Here is a 24,019-nt window from a genome sequence, read left to right as displayed (position 1 = left end):
TCTCCTGCTGCCATGGCCCGCCGTCCGCTGCTTGATTTCGAGAAACCTCTGGTGGAGCTGGAGGAGCAAATCGAGCAGATCCGGCAGCTGGCCAAAGATTCCGAAGTGGATGTGAGCCAGCAGCTGCTGCAGCTGGAAACCCTGGCCGCCCGCCGGCGTGAGGAGATCTTTTCGAGCCTCAGCCCCGCCCAGAAGATCCAGGTGGCGCGTCACCCCCAGCGCCCCAGCACCCTCGACTACATCCAAGTGGTCACCGATGAATTCATCGAGCTACACGGCGACCGTCGCGGCGGCGATGACCAGGCCCTAGTGGGAGGCATTGGCCGCATCGGCGATCAGGGCGTGGTGCTACTGGGCCACCAGAAGGGCCGTGACACCAAGGAAAATGTGGCGCGCAACTTCGGCATGGCCTCACCCGGTGGCTACCGAAAGGCCATGCGGCTGATGGACCACGCCGATCGCTTCCGGCTCCCGATCTTCTCGTTTATCGACACGCCCGGCGCCTACGCCGGGCTCACCGCCGAAGAGCTGGGCCAGGGCGAGGCCATCGCTGTGAATCTGCGCGAGATGTTCCGCCTGCGTGTGCCGATTGTGGCCACCGTGATCGGAGAGGGCGGCTCCGGCGGCGCTCTTGGCATCGGTGTGGCCGATCGTCTGCTGATGTTCCAGCACAGCGTCTACACCGTGGCCAGCCCCGAAGCCTGCGCCTCGATCCTCTGGCGTGATGCCGCCAAGGCCCCGGTGGCCGCCGAGGCTCTAAAAATCACGGCGGCGGATCTGCTCAAGCTCGGCATCATCGACGATGTGATCAACGAACCCTCCGGCGGCAACCATTGGGCACCGCGCCAGGCCGCTGAAACGCTAAAAACAGCTCTACTGCGCCACCTGGGCGAACTTCAGAGCCTCAGCGAAAGCGAGCTGACCCAACAGCGCTACGCCAAGTTCAGGCGAATGGGGCGCTTCCTCGAGGCCGGCCAACAAGACGCGAGCGTTGGCTCTTAAGGTTTCCTTTCGTTTCTTGGACGGCCGCCTGGTGGTCCTTTGCGTTTGACCACCAGTCCAGCCAACGCCAGACCAGCGGCACTGATCACCGGGGCCTCCCGCGGGATTGGGGCATCCGCCGCGCGAGCGTTTGCGGCCGCGGGCTACGACCTGCTCCTGCTGGCTCGCTCAGGTGATTCCCTCGAGCAGCTGGCAGCTGAGCTACGGAATGACCACCTGCGCGTCGAGACCGCCACCGTGGACCTGGCAGACCCCACCGGTATCGCGGCTGCGCTCGAGGCGCTGCTGAGCCGCGGCCTGCAGCCCACGGTGGTGATCAACAACGCCGGTGCGGCCTACACGGGAAGCCTGGCCACCATGCCACTGGAACGCTGGCAGTGGCTGCTGCAGCTCAATCTCACCAGCGTGTTTCAGGTGTGCCAAGCGGTGCTGCCGGCCCTGCGCCAGCGGGGCGGGCACATCATCAATGTGAGCAGTCATGCCGCCCGCAACGCCTTTCCTGATTGGGGGGCCTACTGCACCAGCAAAGCAGCGCTGGCCTCATTCAGCCGTTGCCTGGCTGAAGAAGAGCGGCAGCACGGCATCCGCGTCTCCACCCTCACCCTCGGTGCGGTTAATACGCCTCTCTGGGACAGCGAAACGGTCCACAGTTCGTTTGATCGCCGTGCCATGCTCTCTCCAGAGCGCGTGGCCGAAGCGCTGTTGTCTTTGGCCCAGCAACCCTCCTCCCAGATCGTGGAGGACCTCACCCTTATGCCCGCCGCTGGCGTTCTCTGACCGCTGAGCGGGACATACCCATGACATCAACTCTTCCTTCAAGCGTTTCCGGCCAGCTGGCTCCTGTTAGCCGCCGTATTCGTAACCGTCTTGATGCAGCTGGCGTGGCTTACCTCGCCAACGACAACATCGCCGACCATCTCCAGGATGGTGAGCTGGATCAACTGGAAATTGAGGTGGCCGGCAAGGTGCGCGAACTGCTGCGCAGCCTCGTGATTGATATCGACAACGACCACAACACCGAGGAAACAGCCGAGCGTGTCGCTCGCATGTATCTGCATGAAGTGTTCAAGGGTCGCTACCACCATCAGCCCAAGATCGCCAGCTTCCCCAATGTGAAGAAGCTGGATGAGATCTACACCGTTGGTCCGATCACGGTGCGCTCTGCCTGCTCTCACCATTTGGTTCCCATCCTCGGTAACTGCTGGATCGGGATCAAACCCGGCGATCGGGTGATCGGCCTCTCCAAGTTTTCTCGCGTGGCCGACTGGGTGTTCTCACGCCCGCACATCCAGGAAGAGGCTGTGATGATCCTGGCCGATGAAATCGAGCGGCTGTGTGAGCCTCAGGGTCTGGCAATTCTTGTGAAAGCCCAGCACTACTGCATGAAGTGGCGTGGTGTGAAGGAGCCGCAAACCAGCATGGTGAATTCAGTGGTGCGTGGCGATTTCCGCCATGACCCAAGCCTCAAAGCTGAATTCTTTGAGCTGGTGAAGCAACAGGAATCCCTGCTGCTTCACTGATCATCCGCCTGGATCAGCTCATGGCTGAACCGGACCGAGTGGTTGGGATGCAACGCGCTTCACCTGCCCGTTCTGGTTCACCACAGCCACCACCATGATGTTCTGGCCGATATCGACCGGCGCAGGCACATAGGTGGTGCCATTGGCACCTTCAATCAACACCCAGCTGCGCTGGCCTGGCTTGATCCGATACCAGTGGTAGTTGGCCGTTGGCAGGGCTGCCTGGGCATCGGCCACAGCGGTGGCGGTGAGGGCGGCGCCTACCGCTGCATCGCCCTCGAGCACCAGCTTTTGAAGGCCATCAATCCGGTGCTGCACCACACCCTCGAGCTGAATATCCGTGGAGATTTGCTGCTGCAACTGCTGGATCTGCAGCTGCGGGCTCTCATCCACACCGGGCACGCACTGGAGGTTGGCGCCCACTAAGCGACAGCCCACCAAGTCTTGAGCCTGCAGCGGCAGGGCCGTGGCGGCCGCTGCAGGGAGCGCCAGCAACAGCAGGCGACGAAGCATGGGGGGCATGGAAGCAATTCAGCTGGGGCGATCCTGGCGGAACGCGGCTACCGCAGCCACCAGCTGTTCCACACGCGCCAGATCCTTATCGCCTGGGGCCCGTTCCACACCGCTGGAGGCATCCACCCCCACTGGCGGGGATGCCGTCAGGGCGGCGAGAGCCGTGGGAACCCGCTCAGCCGTGATGCCCCCAGCCAGCCACCAGGGCAGCGAGGGCTGAAACGAAGCGAGCCAATCGATCGGGATGCGGTGGCCCGTACCCCCCAGCTGATCAGGCACCCAGGCATCCAGCAGCAGCGCATCCACCACAGGCGCATAGGCCTGCGCCTGTGCCAGATCAGCCTCACTGCGGATCCGCAGCGCCTTCCACAGCTTCAAATCCGGCCCGAGGGCCTGGCGCAGCTCAGCGCAGCGCTGCGGTGTTTCCGCGCCGTGCAACTGCAGCACCTGATGCCCCGCCGCCGGCCCAAGCGCGTCCAACTCCCCATCGGCCGGATCGGCCACCACCAACACCCCAAAACAGGTGGAGCTGGCGCCGCGCACCGCCGCAAACAGTGCCGGCCTCAGCTGCGGCTCAAGCCATCGCGGCGACTGGGGCACGGCAATCACCCCGATCGCATCAGCCCCGAGGGCGGCCACCGCCGCCGCCTGAGCCGGCTGGCGCAGCCCACACACCTTCAGCAACATCAGCTCGGCCGCTGCATCAGAGCCTTTCTAGGATCGGGGCATTGGGGCGCAACGCGTGGGCGAGGGCTGGCAGCTGCTAAAGATCCGTGGCATTCCCCTGCGGATCCACCCCAGCTGGTTTGTGATCCTGGGCCTGGCCACCGTGGCCTTCCAGCAGCAATACAGCCAGCAGTTGAAGGCCAGTGGCAGCGCTCTGGAGCTCTGGGGCCTTGGATTGCTCACGGCGCTACTGCTGTTCGTGTCAGTGCTGCTGCATGAGCTGGGCCACTCCCTGGTGGCGATTCGCCAGGGCGTACAGGTGCGCAGCATCACCCTGTTTCTGCTGGGGGGGGTGGCCAGTGTGGAGCGCGAGTGCCCCACCGCCCTGGGCTCATTAATGGTGGCCGCTGCAGGCCCCTTGGTGAGCCTCGTGCTGGCGGCACTGCTGCTGGCAAGCGGCCACAGCGTGGCCCACGCCTCGCCGCTGCTGGGCGCCATGGTGAACGAGCTGGGGGGGCTCAATTTGATCCTGGCCCTGTTCAACCTGCTGCCTGGTCTGCCCCTTGATGGCGGGCTGATTCTCAAGGCGCTGGTGTGGCAAGTGAGCGGCAGCCAGCGCAAGGGCACCCAGGTGGCGACCGCCACTGGTCGCTTCCTCTCCCTGCTGGCGATCGGCCTGGGGGTGGTGCTGCTGCTTCGCGGTGCTGGTGTAGGCGGCCTGTGGCTGATGCTGTTGGGTTGGTTTGGTTTGGGTGCTGCCCGAAGCCAGAGCCAGCTGCTGGCCCTGCAGGCAGCACTGCGGCAGCTCAACGTGAAAGATGCGGCTCAGCGGCGCTTCCGCGTGCTGGAGGCCGATGCAAACCTCAAACAACTCAGCCGCCTGCGACTGAGTGATGGCGACGGCCTGCCCGACTGGCTGCTGGTGACGCGCCAGGGCCGTTGGCTGGGCTTGATCACCGATGCACCGCTGCAGGAGCTGCCCGTGCAGCGCTGGGAGCAGGAGCTGGTGGGGGATCACCTCCAACCGCTCGATCAACTGCCCCAGATCCAAGAGAGCGCTCCGCTCTGGCAAGCGGTGCTGCGGCTCGATCAACCCGACACGCCTCGCCTCCTGGTGCTCGGTGCCGCAGGCCTGCCCAGCGGCACGCTTGAGCGGCCTGAGCTGGCGGAGCGGGTGCTCGAGAAGCTGGGCGTGCGTCTGCCCCCACCGATTTTGGAGGCGGCGCGGCGCCAGGGGGTGTATCCGTTGGGCATGGGCTTGGCTCCGGTGGCCCGCAGCATCGAAGCGAGCGGGGAAGGCTGAGCTGCCGCCGCGCCTACCCCACCGCGGCACCTGGTTCCAGTGCACGGATGGCGCTCCACTCCTCTGGGCTGAGGGGCTGATCGATCAGGGCACCGCCGCACAGGTGGTGCTCCGCGGCCCGACGCAGCTCAATCTCCAGCTGCTGAGCGTCCCAAGGCAACGGAGCAAGCCTGGGCGGATCAGCCCCGAACAAGCGGCGCCATAGCTCGATTGATGGATCGAGCAGCAGGCTGCCGTGCTGCAGCAGCGCGGCCCCCTGCCAGAGCTGAGCACTACCGATCCGCTTACTCCCATCGCCCGCCACAAGATCAGCGGCGGTGGCCGTGGCAAAGCAGCTGCTGCGCTGAGCGGCTGTGCTGGCAGCGGCCTGGCCGAACTGCAGCGGCTGACCGGCGCTGGCCAGGGCGTGCTGCAGCCAGAGACAACAGTGGCGATACACCGCCTCCCGGCTGCGCAGCTGTGGCTGCATCACCAGCGCGTACGTGAGCTCGCCGTGATGCAGCACGGCCCGGCCGCCACTGGGACGTCGCACCAATTCCACTCCGGCGGTGCGCCAGTGGTCAGGCCAGCGCTGCTGATGACGTCCGAGCGAGAGGGCTGGAGCGCTCCATCGGTAGAGCCGCAGCATCGGTGGCCCACCGCGCAGCAACTGCTGCAGCATCCAGCGATCGATCGCCATCTGGATGCGACCCGGCGCCGTGAGCGGCGGAATCCAGCGCCAGAGCAGGGGGGGGCTCAACCGGGTTCAGGGATGCTGGTGACACCTTGCCGCGGCACGCCATGCCATGGGACCTGCTGCCGCTGCTGCCGCTGGGGTTGTTAGCCGGCTTGCTCTCCGGCCTGCTGGGCATCGGCGGCGGCCTGGTGTTCTCGCCCTTGCTGTTGGCTATGGGGCTCACACCCCATCAGGCTCTCGCCACCAGCACCCTGGCGATCCTGCCCACCACCATGGCCGGCAGCTGGGCCCACCTGCGCAGCGGACAGGTGCCACCTCGCGCGGTGCTGGCCATCGCAGCTGGAGCCATTGCGGGAGCCATGGTGTTCAGCCGCGCCGGCGACGGCCTGCAGGGCTGGCACCTACTCAGCTTGCAGGCACTGATGTATGGCGTGCTGGCCTTGGTGATCTCGCCCCGCCGCAGCGACAGCGCTGATGCCGACGTGCGTCTGCCCCTGCCGGGGCTCACCGCCGTGGGTCTGGTAGCCGGCTGGTCGAGCGGGTTGCTGGGGGTGGGCGGCGGCCTGGTGATGGTGCCGCTGATGGTGCAGGGATTAAAGATCCGCGTCTACCAGGCGATCCGGCTCAGCACCATCGCTGTATGCGCCTCCGCAGCCACCGCAGCCATCACCTTCACCGGTGATGGGCGCGGCAACCTCGGGATGGGATTCCTGCTGGGCGGAGCCGCAGCGGTGGCAGCGCAATGGTCGGCCTCGCGGCTTCAATCCGTGAGTGAAACCAAGCTGGTGTGGCTGCTGCGAGCGTTGTGCGCGCTGCTCGCGCTCGATGCGGGACGGCGGGCGGTGCAGCTCGCCCTTAGCGCTTAGCTAAGCCCCTGCCAGAAGCTGCCATCCAGCTCGAAGCCGAGCACGGCTGCCATCTGCTCAAGATTGCCGCGGCAGTTGAGCCCATGGCTGCGCGACCAATGATCCAAGAGGAACAGCCGATGGGTCATCCACAGCTCCAGGCTTTCGGGTGCGAAGCGAATGCCTTCGCTGCGGCTGAAGCTATGAGGGAGCAGCATCGCCACATGGCGGGTGAGCTGGCCAGTACTGCGTTCCAGCAGCACGGGCAGCCAGGGGCAGAGAGCATCGGCGCGCAGGCTCCAGATCCGCAGCTCGGGGATCTCGGAAAGTTCGCGGGGATCATCGCTGGAGCGGGTCCAGTGGAAAGTGAGCTCCAGGCTGTCGCTCTGCTGCAACAGGGCTTCAGGCGCCAGCGAAAACCATGGCTCAAGCGGCACGAGGCTGCGCTCCAGCACCTGCTGCTGCTCGATTAACACGGGTCGTGCAGGGGGCAAGGCAGCGGCCAGCAATGGACGCTGACCGTAGCCATCAGCTGCGTCCGGGGGGTATCGAGCTGTGACAGGCCAGCCGCTTTGCCCTGGCAAGGCCGGGCAATTGCGAAAGAATGGTTGTGAATTCTGCTTTGAATCAGGCCATGACGTCTCTCACCCAGGCCGAAGTGCTGATTGCCCTGGTGGTGGCTGCCCATGCTGGCGTACTCGCCGTGCGTCTGGCTGCGAGCCTCTACCGCGCCTGATCCCTTGGCAGGGGGGTTGTGGCCTGCTAGAAGCAGGCCACAACCCCCCTGCACCCGCCAGCCTTGAGCTCGCCCCGCACCGCCCAGCCATCGCAGAGGCGATCCGCGTCACGGGGTCAGCGCCTGAGTCAACGCCGGCCAGCGAGGCCGGCCCCCCAGACGCCTCCAACACGGCCCGCATCCCTGCGCCCCTCCACACCGGCCCAGGAGCTGATCTGCAGCGGCATCGGGCTCACCCTCAAGACCGGCCTGGCCTTGGTGGCCGTGGTGAGCCTGGTGCGGCTGGGCGGGGCCTACCGCGAACGACTGGATCGCTACGGCGAGATCACCGCCGTGCTGAACATCCAGCAGGCCAAGCTCAACAAAGCCCAGCAACGCTTTGACAACCTCTTCACCACCGGCGGAGAGCAGCGGCTGATCCAGGAGCAAGACCAGTGGATCGCCCCAAATCGCATGCGTGTGGTGTGGAAACAACCTCAGCCCCAAGGCACGGCCCCATTTCCAACTGTTGAGCAGGGCCCGTCAAGCAGCGAGAAGCCCCAGGCCGCTCGATAGTTTGTTGCCCGCCGTATCCCGGGCTTCATGGTGGCCAGCAGCAGCGTGTCCAGCTCCAGCAGCAGCCCAGGCGCTGTTTTGATCACCGGCACCACCTCAGGGGTGGGCCTCAATGCCACCAAAGCCCTGGTGGCACTTGGCTGGACGGTGGTCACCGCCAATCGCGATCCAGTGCGCGCCGCCGCCGCCGCCGATGCCCTGGGCATCCCCCGCGACAAGCTGCACCACCTTCGCATCGATCTGGGCGATCTCGAGAGCGTGCGGGTGGGGGTTGAAACCCTGGTGAGCTCCCTGGGCTTCGGCCTCGATGCCCTAGTGATCAACGCAGCGGTCTACAAGCCCCGCCTGAAGGAGCCCGAGCGCTCCCCCCAGGGCTATGAGATCTCGATGGCCACTAACCACCTCGGCCACTTCCTGCTGATCCAACTGCTCTTGCCTGAACTGCAGGCTTCCCAGCACCCCTCACGCCGCGTCGTCATCCTCGGCACGGTGACGGCCAACTCCAAGGAGCTGGGCGGCAAGATCCCCATCCCGGCTCCGGCCGATCTGGGCGACCTCAGCGGCTTCAAGGCCGGCTTCAAGGAGCCGATCGCCATGGCTAACAGCAAACCGTTCAAGCCCGGCAAGGCCTACAAAGACAGCAAGCTCTGCAACATGATCACCACCCAGGAGCTGCACCGCCGGCTGCACACCTCCACCGGCATCGTATTTAGCTCGCTTTATCCGGGCTGCGTGGCTGACACCCCACTGTTCCGCAACACCCCCAAGGCGTTCCAAACGATCTTTCCCTGGTTCCAGAAGAACATCACAGGCGGCTATGTGAGCCAGGCACTGGCAGGCGAGCGCGTGGCTCAGGTGGTTGCGGATCCTGCCTTCGCCGCCTCCGGCGTGCACTGGAGTTGGGGTAATCGCCAGACGAAGGAAGGCAAACAGTTCAGCCAGGAGCTCTCCGATCAAGCCAGCAATCCCGAAACCGCTCAGGGCGTGTGGGAGGAATCGATGAAGCTGGTGGGACTGGCGTAAGTCCAACCTGGGGGGTGACAAGCCCCCAGGTTTCGGGGATCCTGTTGGCCAGTGGCGTGTCCCCCGTGATTCCCGAAGCACCCGGGCCCGCAAACCCGGAAGCCTCTGTTTTGTGGTTCAAGTTGGCCATGGCCTGCCGATGGCCCTTGGCCCTTGTGCTTTCGGCATGGGCCATCGCCGCAGCGGCGATCACAATCCTCAAGCAACCGATTCCCATCGGGCTGCCGCTGGAGAAGCCTCTACCGGTACAAGTGCACGGTGCTCTGAAGATTGAAGGAATCGCCCAACCGGTGCGCGTGAACTCAGACAGTCCTCTGGGCGTGAAGGGCTCGGTGAGTGTGGAACGGCCCGTGGCCGTGAAAACGGAAACACCTCTTCAAGTAGATGGCGTGGTGAACGTCGACGCGATCAAAGAGCCTGTAGCGGTGAGTGAGATCAAGCAGGAGATCCGCGTGGATGTCAGCAACGACGAACCACTCAATGTGAATGGCACCGTTGGGGTGGATCAAGTCGCCGGACAGGTGAATGTGCAGCTGCGCGATGCGGTGAAGAGCCTGTCACCGATTCCGCTGCCCTGAGCCGATCCCCACGATGCTGAAGCCACGCTCATCCCATCGGCGACGTCTCCTGAGTCTCAGCGCCATCGGTGTGGTTGGCCTATCGCCAAGCACAGGTGTGCTGGCCCAGGAGTACACCACCAACCTGGATCAACCGCAGGCAAGCCCACGCGAGCAAGAGATCCGCGATCGACTGAAGGATCGGCAACAGGATGAGGCTGATCGCTGGAGACGCTACGGAGACATTGAAGTGGATTGGCAAAACTGGCAGCCCTTAAAACGTGCTCCATCGGTGTGGGTGACAGCGTGGCGCCGCGCCACAACGAAACCCCGGAGCATTGGCGGCCTGCACTGGCCCGAGGCCGTGAACACCACGGGGCAGGAAGAGATCCCCGAGCGCGCCATCGCCATCGACTGCGACAACCTCACCTTGAACCGCAAGCGCGCTGGCGCTAACTGGGGTGAATGGCGGGTTCCCCAAACCGGAACCGTTGCAGAGACCCTGCTGGTAGCGGTCTGCACCACCCTCTAATCCAACGCAATGGGCCCAGCCGATCTCCTTCGCCGCATTCCTCTCGTGCTGTTGGGCTTCAGCGCCGGCGTGCTCATCATCCTGCTGATCGGAGCCCTACCAGCGCGCCTGCTCTGGCCCGCTGTGGTGCTGATCAGCACAGGCGCGCTTTGCACCAGCCTCGTGCTGATCAGCAGAGCGGGAATCCGCGTGGAGATCTTCACGCGTGAATCGATCGCAGTAAGCACCCGACGCGGTGCGATTCAGGCTGAGGTGACCAGGCTGCGGATCTAGTCGAATCCCAGGAGATCAAAGATCTCGCGATCTTTCAAGGATTCCGCCTCCAGGGGTTTCACGTTCTCCAGCATTGACTGAGCCAGGCGGAGATATTCGTTCTGAACCGCCTCTACCTCCGGTGTGGCTTCCATCTCGAAGATCGTGCACTTCTTCAGGCGTGAGCGACGGATCGCATCAAGGTCGGGGAAGTGGGCCATGGTCTTCATCCCGACCCGCTCATTGAAGCGATCGATCTGATCGGTGTCTTTGGAGCGATTGGCCACCACGCCACCGAGGCGCACCTTGTAGTTCTTAGCCTTGGCCTGAATCGCCGCAATGATCCGGTTCATCGCAAAGATCGAATCGAAATCATTGGCGGTCACGATCAAACAGTAGTCAGCGTGCTGAAGGGGCGCCGCAAAGCCACCGCACACCACATCACCGAGCACATCAAAGATCACCACATCGGTGTCTTCCAGCAGGTGATGCTCCTTGAGCAGCTTCACGGTCTGGCCGGTCACATAGCCGCCGCAACCGGTGCCCGCCGGCGGACCACCCGATTCCACGCACTGCACACCGTTGAAGCCCTCGAAAACAAAATCTTCTGGGCGCAGCTCTTCGGTATGAAAGTCAACGGTTTCAAGGATGTCGATCACCGTGGGCACCATCTGCTTGGTCAGCGTGAAGGTGCTGTCGTGCTTGGGATCGCAACCGATCTGTAGGACACGCTTGCCCAGCTTGGAAAAAGCAGCCGAAAGGTTGGAGCTGGTGGTGCTTTTGCCAATGCCGCCCTTGCCATAAACGGCGATCACCAAGGCCCCCTCCTCGATCTGGAGACCCACCTCCTGATGCACCTGAACGCTGCCCTCCCCATCAGGCCGCGTAAGTGTGGTGGTCATCGGCGGATCGCGTCTTCTGTCATCCAACCCCTGCGAGGTCAAATCGCAACAGTGATTCGTGCAAAGCGAAACATCAGAGCAGAAACCGTGCTGATCCCCACACAGAATCACACTAGCGATAAGTATAAATACTTAGCCTAATGCCCACTCAGAAACGTTGAGAACGCTCAAAGGTTAATCAACCTAATTCGTTCTACGAGCATCAGGACGACCCTCGCCGTCCATCAAGGTGAGCTCGCAGGCTGCGCTGTAGATCTGATCGCTGGCGAGACGGGTGATGCCTTGATCAAACACACAGAGATCAGCCCTCATGCCCACCTTGATCGAGCCCGTCATGCATTCGATGCCCAGCTGGCGCGCACCGGCAACGGGATAAGCCTCTAGAGCACCATCGAGTGTGAACAGATCCTGCATCGGTGGAAGCGGATCACTTGAATGCGGGCCAATCACTGTCCAAGGCCACAGTCACGCCATGGTCTCGCTGCAAACGACCAAAGCGGAACATCTTGTTGTAGCGATCAGTCTCAATCGCACGCTCCACAGGCTAAAAACCGATGCACCAAATCCCTGTGCTCGTGATCAACGGCTTGAGGCGAGTGAGCGAGGGTGAGCTTCGGGTTGATACCCAGCTGCCGCACACCGCTGAGCGCATCAAGGATCTGGTGCAAGGTCGGCCTTGCCATCGGCTGGAGCCGCCATCAGCGGCTGAAGTGCGCCTTGGCCTCGTACAACGCCTCGCTATCAATCACCGCGAGGCCTTGCTCGCGGGCGAAGGCCTCTGTGTTCTTGCGCACCTTGCCGCGCACAAAAAACGGAATCTTCGCCAGTTCGGCTTCCCCCTCGGCACTCCACGCCAGAGCGGTGGCAGACGTCAGGTCCACGGCCGGAGATTCCGTGGTCAGTTTGTCTCCTGCCGCTGCTCCATCGCCGAGATGGCTGCGGTGGCCGTCCACGAATTCGAAGTCATGGCGGAACATCCCAATCAGGTGTTCCTCCAAGCCCATCATCAGCGGGTGGACCCAGGAATCAAAGATCACGTTCGCCCCCTCCCAGCCCATCTGAGGGGCGTAGCGGGCCGGAACATCCTGCACGTGCAACGGCGTGCTGATCACGGCGCAGGGAATGCCGAGGCGCTTGGCGCTGTGGCGCTCCATCTGCGTACCGAGCACCAGCTCTGGAGCCGCCTGAGCGATGGCGGCCTCCACGGCGAGGTAGTCGTCACTGATCAACGCCTCCAGGCCAAGTTCGCTGGCAGCGGCACGCACCTCCCGAGCCATCTCACGGCTGTAGCTGCCCAGGCCAACCACCTCAAAACCGAGTTCATGACTGGCAATGCGGGCAGCAGCGATGGCATGGGTGGCATCGCCAAACACAAAGACCCGCTTGCCGGTGAGATAGGTGGAATCCACCGAACGCGAATACCAGGGCAGGCGTGAGCGGCATTCGGCCTCACACACCTCATTCGTGCCCGGCTGCAGCTCCGCTGGCAGCTCCAGATCCAAGAGCCCATGCAACTCGCGCAAAAAGCGCACGGTGGCTCCGATACCGATCGGCACCGTGCGCGCGCAAACCATGCCGAACTGACGCTCGAGCCAACTGCACAGCGTGCCCGCCACCTCGGGATACAAACACACATTGGCGTCAGCCGTGGGAATGCGCTGTAGGTCAGCGGGGCGTGCCCCCAAGGGAGCCACGACGGCCACATCGATGCCGTAGCTGGCCAGCAATTGCGAGATCTCACGCACGTCATCGCGGCAGCGGAAACCCAGCAGCGAGGGGCCCAGCAGATTCACCCGTGGCCGCCGGCCTTCGGTGCGCCAGCGGGCTGGATCCGGCTTCGGCGCGCCCGGTGTTGGCAGTTGCGGCTTGAGCAAGCTGCGAACCAGTTGGTAGAAGGTTTCGGCCGCACCCCAGTTCTCCTTTTTGGAGTAGGCCGGCAGCTCGAGATTCACGATCGGCAGCTCGCCGAAACCCATCCCGGCCGCCAGGGCACCCGGCTGGTCCTGAATCAGCTCAGCAGTGCAGCTCTCCCCCACCAGTAGGGCTTCTGGCTTGAAACGCTCCACGGCGTCGGCGATGGAGCGTTTCACCAGCTCAGCCGTATCACCGCCGAGATCCCTGGCCTGAAAGGTGGTGTAGGTCACAGGCGGGCGCTTGTCGCGCCGCTCGATCATCGTGAACAGGAGATCGGCGTAGGTATCGCCCTGAGGGGCATGCAGCACGTAGTGCACGCCCTCCATCGAAGCTGCGATGCGCATGGCGCCCACATGGGGGGGGCCTTCATAGGTCCAGAGGGTGAGTTCCATCAGGCGAAAGAGAGTGCAGCGCGGCGGCGCAGAGGGCGGGCAAACAATTCAGCGAGATCAGAGGCCTGATCGATGCCGTGGATGGGGCTGAACACCAGCTCGATCGACCACTTGGTGGCCATGCCTTCAGCCTCAAGGGGATTGGCCAGGCCCAGGCCACACACCACCAGATCAGGGCGCTGCTGACGCACCCGCAGCAGCTGGTTGTCAACGTGTTGGCCTTCGCTGAGCTGGGTGCCAGGCGGCAGCAACGCCAACTCCTCAGCCATCAGCTGACGATCGAGATAGGGAGTACCCACCTCCACCAGCTCCATGCCGCATTCGCGGCTCAGAAAGCGCGCCAAGGGAATCTCGAGCTGGGAATCTGGCAACAGGAAGAGCTTCTTACCCGCCAACGCCTCGCGATGTGGCGCCATAGCCCGCTGCCCCCGCTCCACCAGCGGATCAAGCACCTCGGCGATCCGCGCGGGCGCCACATCAAAGGCCGCGGCAGCCGCGGCCATCCAGGCGCGGCTGCCCTCCACACCAAAGGGATAGGGAGCACGGATCAGCTCAGCACCGCGATCCAACAGCGCCCTGGCCGTACCACTCAGAAACGGCTGCGCCAGAAGCAACTTCGTGCCGGGCCCCACACTGGGGAGCTCGGAGGAGCGGCGGGGCGGAAGGCTGGCCACCCGGTCGATGCCGAGCTTGTGAAACAGGCCGACCAGGCGATCTTCTACCGCATCGGCCAGGGTGCCGGCGATCAACAGCTGCTGCTGGTCGCTGCTGGGCATCAGCGGGATCAGTGCCTGTAGGGCGCCATCTTCCCCCTGGGTGAAGGTGGTTTCGATGCCACTACCGCTGTAGTTGAGCACCATCACGCGGCCGGTGTGCTGGCGGTTGAGCCGTTCAGCCGCCTTGGCCAGATCGAGCTTGATCACCTCGCTGGGGCAGCTGCCCACCAGAAACAGGGTGCGGATCTCGGGGCGTCGCTGCAGCAGCTGATCCACCAGGCGATCAAGCTCCTCGTTGGCATCCGCCAGACCAGCCAGATCCCGCTCCCCGAGGATCGCTGTGCCAAAGCGGGGCTCAGCGAAGATCATCACACCGGCGGCGCTCTGGATCAGGTGGGCACAGGTGCGGGAGCCCACCACCAGGAAAAAGGCATCGGGCATGCGGCGATGGAGCCACACGATCGAGGTGAGCCCGCAAAACACCTCCCGCTGGCCGCTTTCTTTGAGGGGCGGGGGCAGATCCGTCCCCGCTGTAGACCTTGTGGCGATGCTCGATGCCATGGCCGGCCTCCTGCCGTGCACCACCCTCGCTAGCGCCAGCTAGCCGCCCAGCACACCCCTTGTGCACATCCCTTAAAGCCGCGGTGTGGGAATACCCACAGGCCGTGGAGGTTTCAGCTGCCCGGCAGGGAGCGCAGCGCCTCCTCCGAACCCATCACCACCAGTAGTTCACCTGGGGCCAACACGTGCGAAGCCGGAGGGTTCACATCCAGATGCCCCACGGGCCCTGCGGCCAGAACATTCACGTTGTAGTGCTTGCGCAGGTTGAGATCCCGCAGGGAATGCCCCACAAAGGAACCCGGCACCTTGATCTCCTCGATGCAGCTGCGATCGTCGAGCCGCAGTTGCTCGAGCAGGTTGGGCCGCACCAGCTCTAGGCCAAGGCGCTGCCCCATCATTTTGGAAGGGAACACGACGCGATCGGCACCGACGCGCTGCAGCATTTTCATGTGCAGATCGCTGGTGGCGCGGGCGATCACCTGCTTCACACGGGTGCCCTGAGCGTCTTTACAAATCAACGTGGCGGTGATGCTGGCCTCAATCGGCTCACTCATCGCCACCACCACGGTTTCCAGATCAAGCACCCCTGCCGCCCGCAGGGCCTCCTCATCGGTGCAATCCACCACCCGGCACTCGATCGAGGAATCCCTCTGGCGAAGGGCATCGATGGCCCGCTGGCTGGAATCGATGGCGAGCACATCGGCTCCAGCACGCAGCAACTCCGAGCACACCGAGGAGCCGAAACGCCCCACACCGATCACCGCGAACCCGCCACGGCGAACATCACCATCGGCACCCCACTGCCACCACTGATTCACGGTTGCCCCTGCAAGCCAACCTTTTCTAGACGTAGAGGTCTTCCCTGGGATAGCCCACGCGTAGCTGCGGCCGACTGCCGTAGAGGGCAGAGAGCAGCAGAAGGATGCCGATCCGGCCCACGAACATCCCCACCATCAGCACCAGTTGCCCCCAGCGATTGAGGTTGGCCGTCACCCCCAGATCCAGCCCCACGGTGCCGAAGGCCGACACGCAAGTGAACAACTTTTCGAGGAAGCTGAAACTCTGGTGCCCTGTGACTCCGCCGGCCGTAGGACCAATGCCCAGCAGCAAGGCCATCAGCACCACGAACAGCACCGAAGCGAGGGTGACTCCCACCGCCCGCAGCACCGTTGCATCGGGAATCTGACGGCGATGCATCAACACATCACTGCGACCTTCCAACGTGGAGCGGGTAGCTCCCATCAGGATCGCGAAGGTGGTGGTTTTGATGCCTCCGCCCGTGCCACCGGGGCTGGCGCCGATGAACATCAGCAGGATCATCAGCAGCAGGCCGGCATCGGTGATCAACTCGGCCGAAATGGGAACCGTGTTGAAGCCGGCTGTGCGTGTGGTGATCGACTGAAACACCGTGATCTGCAGCTTCTGCCACAAGCCCATCTGCCCCATCAAGGAAGCGCGATAGCCGAAGTGTTCTGTGATCATCAATCCGACCGCGCCACCAGCGATTAAAAACACCGTGCTGCGCATCACCAACCGCGTGTGCAGGCTGAGTCGGCGCAGCTTGCGTAGATGCAGACGATTCGCCCAGAGATCGTTGATCACCCGCCAGCCAATGCCGCCGATCACGATCATCGAGGCGATCACGCCATTCACCACCGCGTTGTCGCGGTAGTCGGTGAGGCTGTTGTCCCACAGGCTGAAACCGGCGTTGTTGTAAGCGCTGATGGCGTGAAATACAGACGCCCAAAGCCGCTGGCTGGGTTGTTCGATGTCGTTGAAGCCGAAGGCGTAGAGCGCCACGGCCCCTAGGCCCATCACACAGGTGGCGGTGATCAGGATGCTGTTGAAGGTGGGGCCGATTCCCCCTACGCCAAACTCATCGAGGGCACGCCCTTTATCGAGGCGATGCCGCAAACCACTGCGGCCCTGCACAAAGCCCTGCAGAAATGTGGTGATCGCCATCAGGCCCAAGCCACCGGTCACGATCAACGCGGCAAGGACCACCTGGCCAAAGGGGGTGAGGTCGCTGCCCACCGAAATCACTGAGAGCCCGGTCACCGTGATCGCCGAGGTGACCGTAAACAGGGCCTGCCAAAGGCCAACACTCTCTCTAGAGCAAAGCGGTGAGGCCATCACAAAGGTGCCCACCACGATCACCAGCAAGCCGGTCACCACAGTGAACTGCGGCACCGTGAGCTGGTGGCGCCAGCGCTGCACCGTCTGAACGGGATTGCTCGGAGACGAGTTCATCCCGCAAACCGTAGGTAAGGTCCGGTCCAACCCGCATCCCATCCCAGCCCATGAATCCGATCGTTGTGCTGCTCGCCATGGCAGCGCTGATCCTGGTGGGCTCGGCTCTGGCCTCCAGCACCGAGGCGGCGATGCTCACGGTGAATCCGATCCAGGTGCACACCCTGGTGCAGCAGAGGGTGCCGGGCTCCCGCGCCCTGGAGCGGATCAAAGCCCGCCCCGGCCGCGCCTTGGCACTGCTGGTGGTGATCAACAACCTCTTCAATATCTCCGGCTCGATGCTGCTGGGCAGCCAGGCCGATCACACCTTCGAGCAACTTCCAGGCGGCAAGGCCGGGCTGCTGCTGTTCAACATCGGCTTCACCGTGGCCGTGATTCTGCTGGCCGAAATCCTGCCCAAGGCAATCGGCAACAGCTTCGCCATGCCGATTGCCCTCACCGCCTCGCGGGTGCTGCTGCTGATGGAACGGCTCAGCTTGCCGTTGCTGCTGTTGCTGGAAAAACTGATGCCGGCCATCACCGCTGAGGCCGATCTCACCACCAACGAGCGCGAGATTCATCTGATGGCGCGGCTGGGCTCCCAGCAGGGCCAGATCGAAGCCGATGAGGCCGCGATGATCGGCAAAGTGTTCGCTCTCAACGACCTCACGGCCCGCGATCTGATGGTGTCGCGCGTGGCCACGCCCTCGCTGCCTGGCACCGCCAGCCTGGAATCGATGCGCGAGGAAATTGTGCAGGCTCCGGAAGATGCCTGGTGGGTGGTGCTCGGCGAGGAGGTGGATGAAGTGCTCGGGGTGCAGAGCCGCGAGGAAGCGCTGTGCGAATTGCTCAAAGGCGGCAGCCAGCGGCTGGTGTGCGAGCTGTGTGACCCACCGCAATACGTGCCAGAGATGATCCGAGCCGATCGGCTGCTCACCACATTCCGCCGGGGGGATCGCAGCTCCGTCAGGGTGGTGGTGGATGAATTCGGCGCGTTTGTGGGGCTGGTGAGCGCCGCCGACATCCTGGGTGTCCTCGCAGGATGGAAGCGCTTGCCCAGCGAAGCTCAGCTGTGAGCGCGCCCTTGGCGGTGCTCCAGCAGAAGCCAGTAGCCGCCGCCCAGCAGCGCCGCACTCACCAGACCCACCACCGCTGAGCCGAGCATCAACCGCCCCCCCATAGCCAGCCCCAACTCCCAAACGGGAACCTGGCGCAGCTGCTGCAGGGAGGGCATCACCGGGCCTGGACCGAGCAGTGCGCAGCCCAGCTGGTAGTTGAACCAATAGAGGGGCACATAGGTGAGTGGATTGCTGATCCAGGTGCCCGCCGCAGCCAGGATGTGATTGCCGCGCACCAAGCTGGCCAGGGCAACCCCCAACAAAATCTGAAGGCCGAAGAAGGGAAAGCAGCCCATGAACACACCAGCGGCAAGGCCGCGGGCCCGCTGGCCGTGGCTGCCTTCGTGATGCCAGAGCCAGAGCATGCGCTGCCGCAGCAAGCGGAGCAGGCTCTTATGCCGGTGAACGGGCGGCAAAGCGGCTGAGCGCAACACGGGAGACCCATCTTGATCGATGGCCCCCAGAGGCTGAAGGTTTAAAGACCGAACCAACGGCAAATCAGGAAGGGCACGACCACGGTCATCGTGATCGTGAGGGGAAAGCCGTAGCGGGGGATGTCGAGAAAGCGGTAGCGGCCGGGGCCGAACACCATCAGGTTGGTTTGGTAACCCACAGGGCTGAGAAAGCTCTGGCTGGCGCCAAAGAGCACGGCATAGATGAAGGCCATGGGCGGCTGATCGAGCCCCTGGGCCAGCTGGCCAGCGATCGGAATCAACATCGCCACGGTGGCGGCGTTGCTCATCACCTCGGTGAGCAAAGTGGTGAACAGAAACACCACCAGCAGGGCGGCATAGATCGGCCAGTTCTGCAGCCCCAGCAGCAGCCCCTGGGCCAGGCTGGCGGCCAGGCCCGTTTTCTCCAGGGCCTGGCTGAAGCAGGCCAGCGAACCGAGCAACAGGATCACATCGAGGCGAATCGCGCGCTGCAGCTCACCGGGCCGGAGGCAGCCGCTGGCCACCATCGCCACGGTGCCCAGCAGCACCGAGGCCACCAGAGGGATCAGATTGAAGCTGGGCAGCAGGATGACCAAGCCTCCGATCAGCAGCGCCACCCGCTTGCGGCTCACGGTGGGCAAGTCTTTCTCCAGCTGCTCGAGCACCACCAGGTCGTTATTGGCCTGCAGGCCACGAATCGCATCTTTGGGGCCTTGCAGCAACAGCACATCGCCCTCGCGCAATTGGGCACGGCCCAGGCGCTCCCGCAACACCGCATTGCCGCGGCGGAGAGCGAGCACCGTGAGGTTGTAGCGCTGGCGAAAGCGAAGATCCCGCAGGCAATCGCCCGCCAGGGTGGAGCCGGCGGGCAACAGCACCTCCACCATGCGTTGGTTGTTCTGCCTGTCGGGGCCGATGGGCTCCTCAGAGGTGGGGGCCAACACCACCGTGTGATCCTGCTGGAGGCGGAGCAGATCTTCACGGCTGCAACGCAGCAGCAAGCGATCAGACAGTGCCAGAGTGCGATCGGCCAGAGGGGGCAGAAAGCGTTCGCTGCCCCGATGCAGCTCGAGCACATCCACATCGAAGCGGCGCTGCAGGCGACTGGCATGCAGCGACTGGCCAATGAGCTCCGAGCCAAAGGGGATCTGCACCTCCGTGAGGTAGCCGCTGCTGGCGAGCGAAGCGATCAGGTCGTCATCGTCGCTACCGCGATCCGGCAGCAGGCGATCCGCCAGCAACAGCATCACCGCCCCACCCACGAGCCACACGGCGATGCCGATCGGCGTGAAGCTGAATAAGCCGAAGCTGCCGTAGCCGAGCTTGCTGCTCACCTCACTGGCCAGCAGGTTCACCGAACTGCCCAGCAGGGTGAGCGTGCCGCCGAGAACCGTGGCGAACGAGAGGGGCAGCAACACCTTCGAGGGCGACACCCCCCGGCGTTGACACCACCCTTCCATCACCGGCAGCAGGCTGGCCACGATGGGCGTGTTGGGCACAAAAGCCGACACAGGCCCGACCGCAGCCACCATCACCGCGATCATTCGCTTGGGGCTACGCACCGCATCGGAACCGATCAGGGCCCGCAAGCGATCGAGGCCTCCGCTGCGGAATAAACCAGCGGAAATGGCGAACAGACCCATCAGGGTGATTAAGGCCGGGCTGCCAAAACCGGCCACGGCTTCTGCGGGGGTGAGCACACCACTGGCCATCAGCAGGGCTGCCGCTAGCAGGCCGGTGAGCTCCGGCGCTAGCCAACCGCTCACAAACAGCACGACCGAACCAGCCAGCACCAGCAGAGTGATCAGTGCCCCTGGCTGCAGCACGGCGGAGAGCAGATCAGCCACGGGCGCCCACCAGGGAGAACCACCATACAACGGTGTTCAGATCGGATTTACGGACTTAGCCCAGCCAGCCTCGCCCGTTGACGCCCTCGAAGAACCCATTTCCGAGCTACTTACCGGGGTTTAAGTGCCAGACTCGCCCGCACCAGGGAGCGCTTGCTTGGGATTCAGCGCCAAAACCACCTATGGGCTCCTGGCGCTCATGGAGCTGGCAGGAGTAGAAGCCAGCGGCGAACGCCTCCAGGTCGGCGAGATCGCCGCTCGCCAGGCCATGCCTGAGCGTTACCTCGAGCAGATGATGACCAGCCTGCGCCGTGCAGGCTTCGTTCGCAGCGTGCGCGGCGCCCGCGGCGGCTACCTGCTGGCCAAGCCAGCAACAGAAATCTCCCTGGCAGATGCCATCAACTGCCTTGAAGGCGAAGCTGAACAGCTCGAGCCGAGTCAGGGAACCTGCGAGTTGCGACTGATCAGCGCCCTAGCAGAAGAGCTGCGCGCTGAACGGGTGGCCAAGTTGAAGTACATCACCCTGGCGGATTTCCTCTCCAAACGCGATGCAATGTTGCAGGCTCAGACGATGTACTTCATCTGAACGGCTCCTGTTCATTCACGACGAGGCCTTCACCAACTCGGCCAACTCGTTGTAGCGATTAGAGCCGATCAACTTCAGCCAATCGCCGTTTTCAGGTCGATCGTTCGCGTGGCCGACCACAGGCCAGTGATTGAGTGAAACGCTCGCTGCGGTAGGTCCAGGAGGACAAGCCCGCACGATCCCAAGGTTGTTGGGAGGTCATCGATCACGGGCACGTGATGACCGTTCTATTCATGCATGCGAGGTGCAGACAAGCCGCCTTAATCCAACAGACTCAACACAGCTGCTTCAGGCTGCGTTGACCGATCCTGCCTCGATCCATTGGCACGCCATGGCATCCGAGGCGTGTTGCCAGGCCCTGCACAGCGGAATTGACGGCCTGAGCAGCACAGACGCGAAGCTGCGTCTGGCCTCCCATGGCCCCAACCGGCTCGAGTTGGGCGAAGGGCGCAGCACCTGGCGGATCCTCTGGGATCAGTTCAGCAATGTGATGCTGCTGATGCTGCTGGCTGTGGCAGCCGTCTCAGGGGCAGTGGCCCTGCATCAGCGCAGCTTCCCTAAGGATGCGATCGCCATTCTGGTGATCGTGCTGCTCAATGCCCTGCTGGGCTATGCGCAGGAAAGCAAAGCCCAGCAAGCCTTACTGGCACTGCGCAACATGGCCGCCCCACTGGTGCAAGTGCGCCGTGATGCCGACTGGCAGCAGCTCTCCAGTGAAACGTTGGTGCCCGGTGATGTGATCCGGCTGGAGGCCGGCGATCGGGTGCCCGCCGATGCCCGGCTGTTGGAGGTGGCGGATCTGGCCGCGCAGGAGGCCGCCCTCACCGGCGAAGCCGAGGCGGTGTTCAAGCGTTCCGATCCCGTTCTCGCTGTGGATACCCCGGTGCTGGAGCGCCACAACTGCCTCTTCCAGGGCACCGATGTGGTGCGCGGCCGCGGCGTGGCCGTGGTCACCGCCACGGGCATGGGCACTCAGCTGGGGCAGATCGCTGGAATGCTCAACACAGCCGGCGGCGAACGCACGCCTTTGCAAGCGCGTCTGGATGGGCTTGCCAAAGCGCTGGTGATGAGCGCCCTGAGCCTGGTAGCCGTGGTGGTGGTGCTGGGTTGGCTGTTGGGCCAGCCTCTGCTCAACCTGCTGGAGGTATCGCTGTCGATGGCGGTGGCGATCGTGCCGGAGGGTCTACCGGCTGTCATCACCGTGACCCTGGCCATCGGCACCCAGCGGATGGTGCGGCGTGCCGCCTTGATCCGGCGGCTTCCGGCGGTGGAGGCGCTTGGCTCGGTGACGGTGATCTGCTCCGACAAGACCGGCACCCTGACCCAAAACCGGCAGGTGGTGCAGGAGCTGCGCGTGGGTTGCGAAGCGGTGGCGGTATCGGGTCAGGGCTATGAGCCCCTCGGCCGCCTCACCAGCCGAGGGCTGACAGCACCAGTTGGCGCTGAGAGCGGCTGCGCGCCCGGCGCAAGAACACTCCTGCTGCAGGCAGGCGTGCTGTGCAGCGATGCCGAGCACAAACAGAGGGGTGATGGTCACTGGGAGGTGCTCGGCGATCCCACGGAAGGGGCCCTGTCGGTGGCTGCCCTCAAGGCCGGCATCGATGATTTCGAGCTACGCAGCCATTTCCGCCGCGTCGCCGAAATCCCGTTCAGCTCCGACCGCCAGTTGATGGCTGTATGGATCGATGATCCTCAAGGTGCCCTTCAACAGCCGCTGGGTGTGAGCGCCGCGGGCTCCACACGCCTGCTGATCAGCAAGGGCTCCCCGGAAACAGTGATCAGCCTGTGCGAGCGCTGGATCGATGGGCGTGGGGTCATTCCCTTATCTGCAACGCAGCGACAGTGGTGGATGGATCAGGCGCAGCAGCTGGCGGCAGGAGGCCTACGGGTGTTGGCCTTCGCCTGTGCGCCCCACCATCCCAGCCCCAGCCAGGAGCTGCAGGGGCTGGTGTTACTGGGGTTGATGGCCCAGCTCGACCCAGCGAGGCCGGAGGTCGGCGCAGCGGTAGCCACCTGCCGCAAGGCCGGCATTCGCCCAATCATGATCACCGGCGATCACCCGCTCACCGCTCGGGCCATCGCCGCCTCGATCGGGCTGGCCTGCGCTGGCAGCGAGGTGCTGCTGGGCCGAGAGCTGGAACAGCTGGATGATCAGGAGCTGCGCCAAGTTGTGGCCCGCTGCAACATCTATGCGCGGGTTGCACCGGAGCAAAAGCTGCGCATCGTGAAAGCCCTGCAGGCCAGCGGGGAGGTGGTCGCGATGACCGGCGATGGCATCAACGATGCCCCAGCCCTGAAACAGGCCCACATCGGCGTGGCCATGGGTAGGACGGGCACCGATGTGAGCAAGGAAGCGGCCGACATGGTGCTGCTCGATGACAACTTTGCTTCGATCGTGAATGCGGTGGAGGAGGGACGACTGGTGTACGCCAACATTCGCCGCTTCGTGAAATACATCCTCGGCAGCAACGTTGGCGAGCTGCTCACGATCGGCTCAGCGCCGCTACTGGGACTCGTGGGTGTGCCGCTCACCCCTCTGCAGATTCTTTGGATGAATCTGGTAACCGACGGCTTGCCGGCCTTGGCTTTGGCACTCGAGCCGGGCGACGCGCAGCTGATGCAACGGCGTCCTGCCCAACCAGGTGAGTCAATCTTCGCCCGAGGGCTAGGGCGCTACATCCTGCGAATCGGAGTTGTGTTTGCCCTGATCGTGATCAGCCTGATGCTGCTAGCGGAGCGATCAGGCTGGCCCTGGCCCACGATGGTGTTCACCACCCTTTGCCTGGCTCAAATGGGCCACGCGCTCTCAGCTCGCAGTGAACAACCGCTGCTGCAGGTGCCGGCCTTCAGCAATCCCTGGCTCTTGGTGGCCGTGGCGCTCACATCGGCGTTACAGCTTCTGCTGCTCTACGTGCCCCCCCTGGCACGCTTCTTTGGCACCACCCCATTGAGTGGGCAGGAGCTACTCATCTGCGTGGGATTCAGCCTGTTGCTGCTGCTGTATCTCGAGCTCGAGAAGCTCTACGGCCTCGGCCGCCGCCGCTCTGCAGCCGATTGCTGATCCTTACGCTTCTGCAGAACCCGCCGGGTGGTTATCCGCCCCAGCCGCCTCGGCTGCTGAACAGCGCTAGGGGCTCTGC

Annotated in this window: 26 protein-coding genes; 14 read left to right on the top strand and 12 right to left on the bottom strand. The window is 63.9% G+C overall.

Annotated elements, in window-relative coordinates:
- The first annotated feature begins 12 nt into the window (after nt 1-12).
- The 3 genes from KJJ24_RS02500 to folE are packed head-to-tail and all read left to right on the top strand — an operon-like array spanning nt 13 to nt 2,522.
- Nucleotides 13-1,002 (top strand): acetyl-CoA carboxylase carboxyltransferase subunit alpha, encoded by a 990-nt coding sequence (locus KJJ24_RS02500; protein WP_214340661.1) that lies wholly within the window; start codon nt 13-15, stop codon nt 1,000-1,002.
- A gap of 45 nt (nt 1,003-1,047) precedes the next feature.
- Entirely contained in the window at nt 1,048-1,779 is a 732-nt protein-coding gene (locus tag KJJ24_RS02495; protein WP_371811761.1) for an SDR family oxidoreductase, read from the top strand.
- Nucleotides 1,780-1,799: 20 nt separating this feature from the next.
- Nucleotides 1,800-2,522 carry a GTP cyclohydrolase I gene (gene folE / locus KJJ24_RS02490; RefSeq protein ID WP_214340656.1) on the top strand — a complete coding sequence of 241 codons (723 nt, stop codon included), beginning with the start codon at nt 1,800-1,802 and terminating at the stop codon, nt 2,520-2,522.
- Nucleotides 2,523-2,540: 18 nt separating this feature from the next.
- Here folE and KJJ24_RS02485 read toward each other — a convergent pair whose 3' ends face one another.
- Nucleotides 2,541-3,044 carry a hypothetical protein gene (locus KJJ24_RS02485; protein ID WP_214340654.1) on the bottom strand — a complete coding sequence of 168 codons (504 nt, stop codon included), beginning with the start codon at nt 3,042-3,044 and terminating at the stop codon, nt 2,541-2,543.
- Nucleotides 3,045-3,053: 9 nt separating this feature from the next.
- Nucleotides 3,054-3,722, bottom strand: coding sequence for a phosphoribosylanthranilate isomerase (locus KJJ24_RS02480; RefSeq protein ID WP_214340652.1), 669 nt, complete (start codon nt 3,720-3,722; stop codon nt 3,054-3,056).
- Between the two features lie 55 nt (nt 3,723-3,777).
- Here KJJ24_RS02480 and KJJ24_RS02475 point away from each other — a divergent pair, with 55 nt between their 5' ends.
- Nucleotides 3,778-5,004, top strand: coding sequence for a site-2 protease family protein (locus KJJ24_RS02475; RefSeq protein ID WP_214340650.1), 1,227 nt, complete (start codon nt 3,778-3,780; stop codon nt 5,002-5,004).
- A 13-nt stretch (nt 5,005-5,017) separates the two neighbouring features.
- Here KJJ24_RS02475 and KJJ24_RS02470 read toward each other — a convergent pair whose 3' ends face one another.
- The gene (locus tag KJJ24_RS02470; RefSeq protein ID WP_250544872.1) at nt 5,018-5,743 is read right to left on the bottom strand and encodes a lipoate--protein ligase family protein; all 726 of its coding nucleotides are present in this window, start codon (nt 5,741-5,743) and stop codon (nt 5,018-5,020) included.
- A 41-nt stretch (nt 5,744-5,784) separates the two neighbouring features.
- Between KJJ24_RS02470 and KJJ24_RS02465 the strand changes: the two genes are divergently transcribed.
- Entirely contained in the window at nt 5,785-6,546 is a 762-nt protein-coding gene (locus KJJ24_RS02465; protein ID WP_214340648.1) for a sulfite exporter TauE/SafE family protein, read from the top strand.
- On the opposite strand, the gene KJJ24_RS02460 is transcribed toward KJJ24_RS02465, so the two are convergent.
- Nucleotides 6,543-7,019 (bottom strand): CRR6 family NdhI maturation factor, encoded by a 477-nt coding sequence (locus KJJ24_RS02460; RefSeq protein ID WP_250544871.1) that lies wholly within the window; start codon nt 7,017-7,019, stop codon nt 6,543-6,545. The genes KJJ24_RS02465 and KJJ24_RS02460 overlap by 4 nt on opposite strands.
- A gap of 140 nt (nt 7,020-7,159) precedes the next feature.
- On the opposite strand from KJJ24_RS02460, the gene psaM reads away from it, so the two are divergent.
- From psaM to KJJ24_RS02430, 6 genes are all read left to right on the top strand, one after another.
- A complete protein-coding gene (gene psaM, locus KJJ24_RS02455) occupies nt 7,160-7,261 on the top strand; it encodes a photosystem I reaction center subunit XII (protein ID WP_043717315.1) in 102 nt (33 codons plus the stop codon).
- Between the two features lie 63 nt (nt 7,262-7,324).
- Nucleotides 7,325-7,816, top strand: a complete 492-nt coding sequence (locus KJJ24_RS02450) for a hypothetical protein (RefSeq protein WP_214340646.1) — start codon at nt 7,325-7,327, stop codon at nt 7,814-7,816.
- Nucleotides 7,817-7,843: 27 nt separating this feature from the next.
- Nucleotides 7,844-8,839 carry a protochlorophyllide reductase gene (locus KJJ24_RS02445; protein WP_214340644.1) on the top strand — a complete coding sequence of 332 codons (996 nt, stop codon included), beginning with the start codon at nt 7,844-7,846 and terminating at the stop codon, nt 8,837-8,839.
- Nucleotides 8,840-8,994: 155 nt separating this feature from the next.
- Complete coding sequence (locus KJJ24_RS02440; RefSeq protein WP_250544979.1) at nt 8,995-9,417, top strand: hypothetical protein; 423 nt, start codon at nt 8,995-8,997, stop codon at nt 9,415-9,417.
- Between the two features lie 13 nt (nt 9,418-9,430).
- Nucleotides 9,431-9,928: a hypothetical protein gene (locus KJJ24_RS02435; protein ID WP_214340640.1), complete on the top strand. Its 498-nt coding sequence runs from the start codon at nt 9,431-9,433 to the stop codon at nt 9,926-9,928.
- A gap of 9 nt (nt 9,929-9,937) precedes the next feature.
- A complete protein-coding gene (locus tag KJJ24_RS02430; protein WP_250544870.1) occupies nt 9,938-10,201 on the top strand; it encodes a hypothetical protein in 264 nt (87 codons plus the stop codon).
- Here the strand turns inward: KJJ24_RS02430 and bchL are convergent.
- The 6 genes from bchL to KJJ24_RS02400 all read right to left on the bottom strand — a co-directional run bounded on the left by bchL (nt 10,198) and on the right by KJJ24_RS02400 (nt 16,915).
- On the bottom strand, nt 10,198-11,082 hold the full coding sequence (gene bchL, locus KJJ24_RS02425; protein ID WP_214340638.1) for a ferredoxin:protochlorophyllide reductase (ATP-dependent) iron-sulfur ATP-binding protein: 885 nt from the start codon (nt 11,080-11,082) through the stop codon (nt 10,198-10,200). The genes KJJ24_RS02430 and bchL overlap by 4 nt on opposite strands.
- Before the next feature lie 183 nt (nt 11,083-11,265).
- The gene (locus tag KJJ24_RS02420) at nt 11,266-11,496 is read right to left on the bottom strand and encodes an amidohydrolase family protein (RefSeq protein ID WP_214340636.1); all 231 of its coding nucleotides are present in this window, start codon (nt 11,494-11,496) and stop codon (nt 11,266-11,268) included.
- A gap of 284 nt (nt 11,497-11,780) precedes the next feature.
- A complete protein-coding gene (locus KJJ24_RS02415) occupies nt 11,781-13,388 on the bottom strand; it encodes a ferredoxin:protochlorophyllide reductase (ATP-dependent) subunit B (RefSeq protein ID WP_214340634.1) in 1,608 nt (535 codons plus the stop codon).
- A complete protein-coding gene (locus KJJ24_RS02410; protein ID WP_214340632.1) occupies nt 13,388-14,665 on the bottom strand; it encodes a ferredoxin:protochlorophyllide reductase (ATP-dependent) subunit N in 1,278 nt (425 codons plus the stop codon). The genes KJJ24_RS02415 and KJJ24_RS02410 overlap by 1 nt, the downstream gene beginning before the upstream one ends.
- 113 nt (nt 14,666-14,778) lie before the next feature.
- Complete coding sequence (locus KJJ24_RS02405) at nt 14,779-15,483, bottom strand: TrkA family potassium uptake protein (protein WP_214340629.1); 705 nt, start codon at nt 15,481-15,483, stop codon at nt 14,779-14,781.
- 25 nt (nt 15,484-15,508) lie between these two features.
- Nucleotides 15,509-16,915 carry a TrkH family potassium uptake protein gene (locus KJJ24_RS02400; protein WP_214340627.1) on the bottom strand — a complete coding sequence of 469 codons (1,407 nt, stop codon included), beginning with the start codon at nt 16,913-16,915 and terminating at the stop codon, nt 15,509-15,511.
- 50 nt (nt 16,916-16,965) lie between these two features.
- Here KJJ24_RS02400 and KJJ24_RS02395 point away from each other — a divergent pair, with 50 nt between their 5' ends.
- Nucleotides 16,966-17,970: a CNNM domain-containing protein gene (locus KJJ24_RS02395; RefSeq protein WP_214340625.1), complete on the top strand. Its 1,005-nt coding sequence runs from the start codon at nt 16,966-16,968 to the stop codon at nt 17,968-17,970.
- Here KJJ24_RS02395 and KJJ24_RS02390 read toward each other — a convergent pair.
- Together KJJ24_RS02390 and KJJ24_RS02385 are read right to left on the bottom strand one after the other, a co-directional pair.
- Entirely contained in the window at nt 17,961-18,377 is a 417-nt protein-coding gene (locus KJJ24_RS02390; RefSeq protein ID WP_250544869.1) for a DUF2062 domain-containing protein, read from the bottom strand. The genes KJJ24_RS02395 and KJJ24_RS02390 overlap by 10 nt on opposite strands.
- Before the next feature lie 110 nt (nt 18,378-18,487).
- Nucleotides 18,488-20,293 (bottom strand): SLC13 family permease, encoded by a 1,806-nt coding sequence (locus tag KJJ24_RS02385; protein WP_214340623.1) that lies wholly within the window; start codon nt 20,291-20,293, stop codon nt 18,488-18,490.
- A 157-nt stretch (nt 20,294-20,450) separates the two neighbouring features.
- Here KJJ24_RS02385 and KJJ24_RS02380 point away from each other — a divergent pair, with 157 nt between their 5' ends.
- Together KJJ24_RS02380 and KJJ24_RS02375 are read left to right on the top strand one after the other, a co-directional pair.
- Nucleotides 20,451-20,879, top strand: a complete 429-nt coding sequence (locus KJJ24_RS02380) for an Rrf2 family transcriptional regulator (protein WP_214340621.1) — start codon at nt 20,451-20,453, stop codon at nt 20,877-20,879.
- A gap of 331 nt (nt 20,880-21,210) precedes the next feature.
- Nucleotides 21,211-23,940, top strand: a complete 2,730-nt coding sequence (locus KJJ24_RS02375; RefSeq protein WP_214343168.1) for a cation-translocating P-type ATPase — start codon at nt 21,211-21,213, stop codon at nt 23,938-23,940.
- Nucleotides 23,941-24,019: the final 79 nt, after the last annotated feature.

The sequence above is a fragment of the Synechococcus sp. LA31 genome, assembly GCF_018502385.1.
In the GTDB taxonomy this organism is placed as follows: Bacteria; Cyanobacteriota; Cyanobacteriia; order PCC-6307; family Cyanobiaceae; genus Vulcanococcus.
Note: the sequence above shows the minus strand (reverse complement) of the source record. Positions and strands in the feature narration are given on the sequence as shown.

Excerpts from the sequence above, each read along its gene's own strand:
- KJJ24_RS02445 (WP_214340644.1), top strand. The coding sequence starts at position 7,844 with ATGGTGGCCAGCAGCAGCGTGTCCAGCTCCAGCAGCAGCCCAGGCGCT.
- folE (WP_214340656.1), top strand. The coding sequence starts at position 1,800 with ATGACATCAACTCTTCCTTCAAGCGTTTCCGGCCAGCTGGCTCCTGTT.
- bchL (WP_214340638.1), bottom strand. The coding sequence starts at position 11,082 with ATGACCACCACACTTACGCGGCCTGATGGGGAGGGCAGCGTTCAGGTG.
- KJJ24_RS02465 (WP_214340648.1), top strand. The coding sequence starts at position 5,785 with ATGCCATGGGACCTGCTGCCGCTGCTGCCGCTGGGGTTGTTAGCCGGC.
- KJJ24_RS02410 (WP_214340632.1), bottom strand. The coding sequence starts at position 14,665 with ATGGCATCGAGCATCGCCACAAGGTCTACAGCGGGGACGGATCTGCCC.
- KJJ24_RS02480 (WP_214340652.1), bottom strand. The coding sequence starts at position 3,722 with ATGTTGCTGAAGGTGTGTGGGCTGCGCCAGCCGGCTCAGGCGGCGGCG.
- KJJ24_RS02420 (WP_214340636.1), bottom strand. The coding sequence starts at position 11,496 with ATGCAGGATCTGTTCACACTCGATGGTGCTCTAGAGGCTTATCCCGTT.
- KJJ24_RS02430 (WP_250544870.1), top strand. The coding sequence starts at position 9,938 with ATGGGCCCAGCCGATCTCCTTCGCCGCATTCCTCTCGTGCTGTTGGGC.
- psaM (WP_043717315.1), top strand. The coding sequence starts at position 7,160 with ATGACGTCTCTCACCCAGGCCGAAGTGCTGATTGCCCTGGTGGTGGCT.
- KJJ24_RS02500 (WP_214340661.1), top strand. The coding sequence starts at position 13 with ATGGCCCGCCGTCCGCTGCTTGATTTCGAGAAACCTCTGGTGGAGCTG.
- KJJ24_RS02485 (WP_214340654.1), bottom strand. The coding sequence starts at position 3,044 with ATGCCCCCCATGCTTCGTCGCCTGCTGTTGCTGGCGCTCCCTGCAGCG.
- KJJ24_RS02415 (WP_214340634.1), bottom strand. The coding sequence starts at position 13,388 with ATGGAACTCACCCTCTGGACCTATGAAGGCCCCCCCCATGTGGGCGCC.
- KJJ24_RS02435 (WP_214340640.1), top strand. The coding sequence starts at position 9,431 with ATGCTGAAGCCACGCTCATCCCATCGGCGACGTCTCCTGAGTCTCAGC.
- KJJ24_RS02390 (WP_250544869.1), bottom strand. The coding sequence starts at position 18,377 with ATGCTCTGGCTCTGGCATCACGAAGGCAGCCACGGCCAGCGGGCCCGC.
- KJJ24_RS02395 (WP_214340625.1), top strand. The coding sequence starts at position 16,966 with ATGAATCCGATCGTTGTGCTGCTCGCCATGGCAGCGCTGATCCTGGTG.
- KJJ24_RS02375 (WP_214343168.1), top strand. The coding sequence starts at position 21,211 with ATGGCATCCGAGGCGTGTTGCCAGGCCCTGCACAGCGGAATTGACGGC.
- KJJ24_RS02400 (WP_214340627.1), bottom strand. The coding sequence starts at position 16,915 with ATGAACTCGTCTCCGAGCAATCCCGTTCAGACGGTGCAGCGCTGGCGC.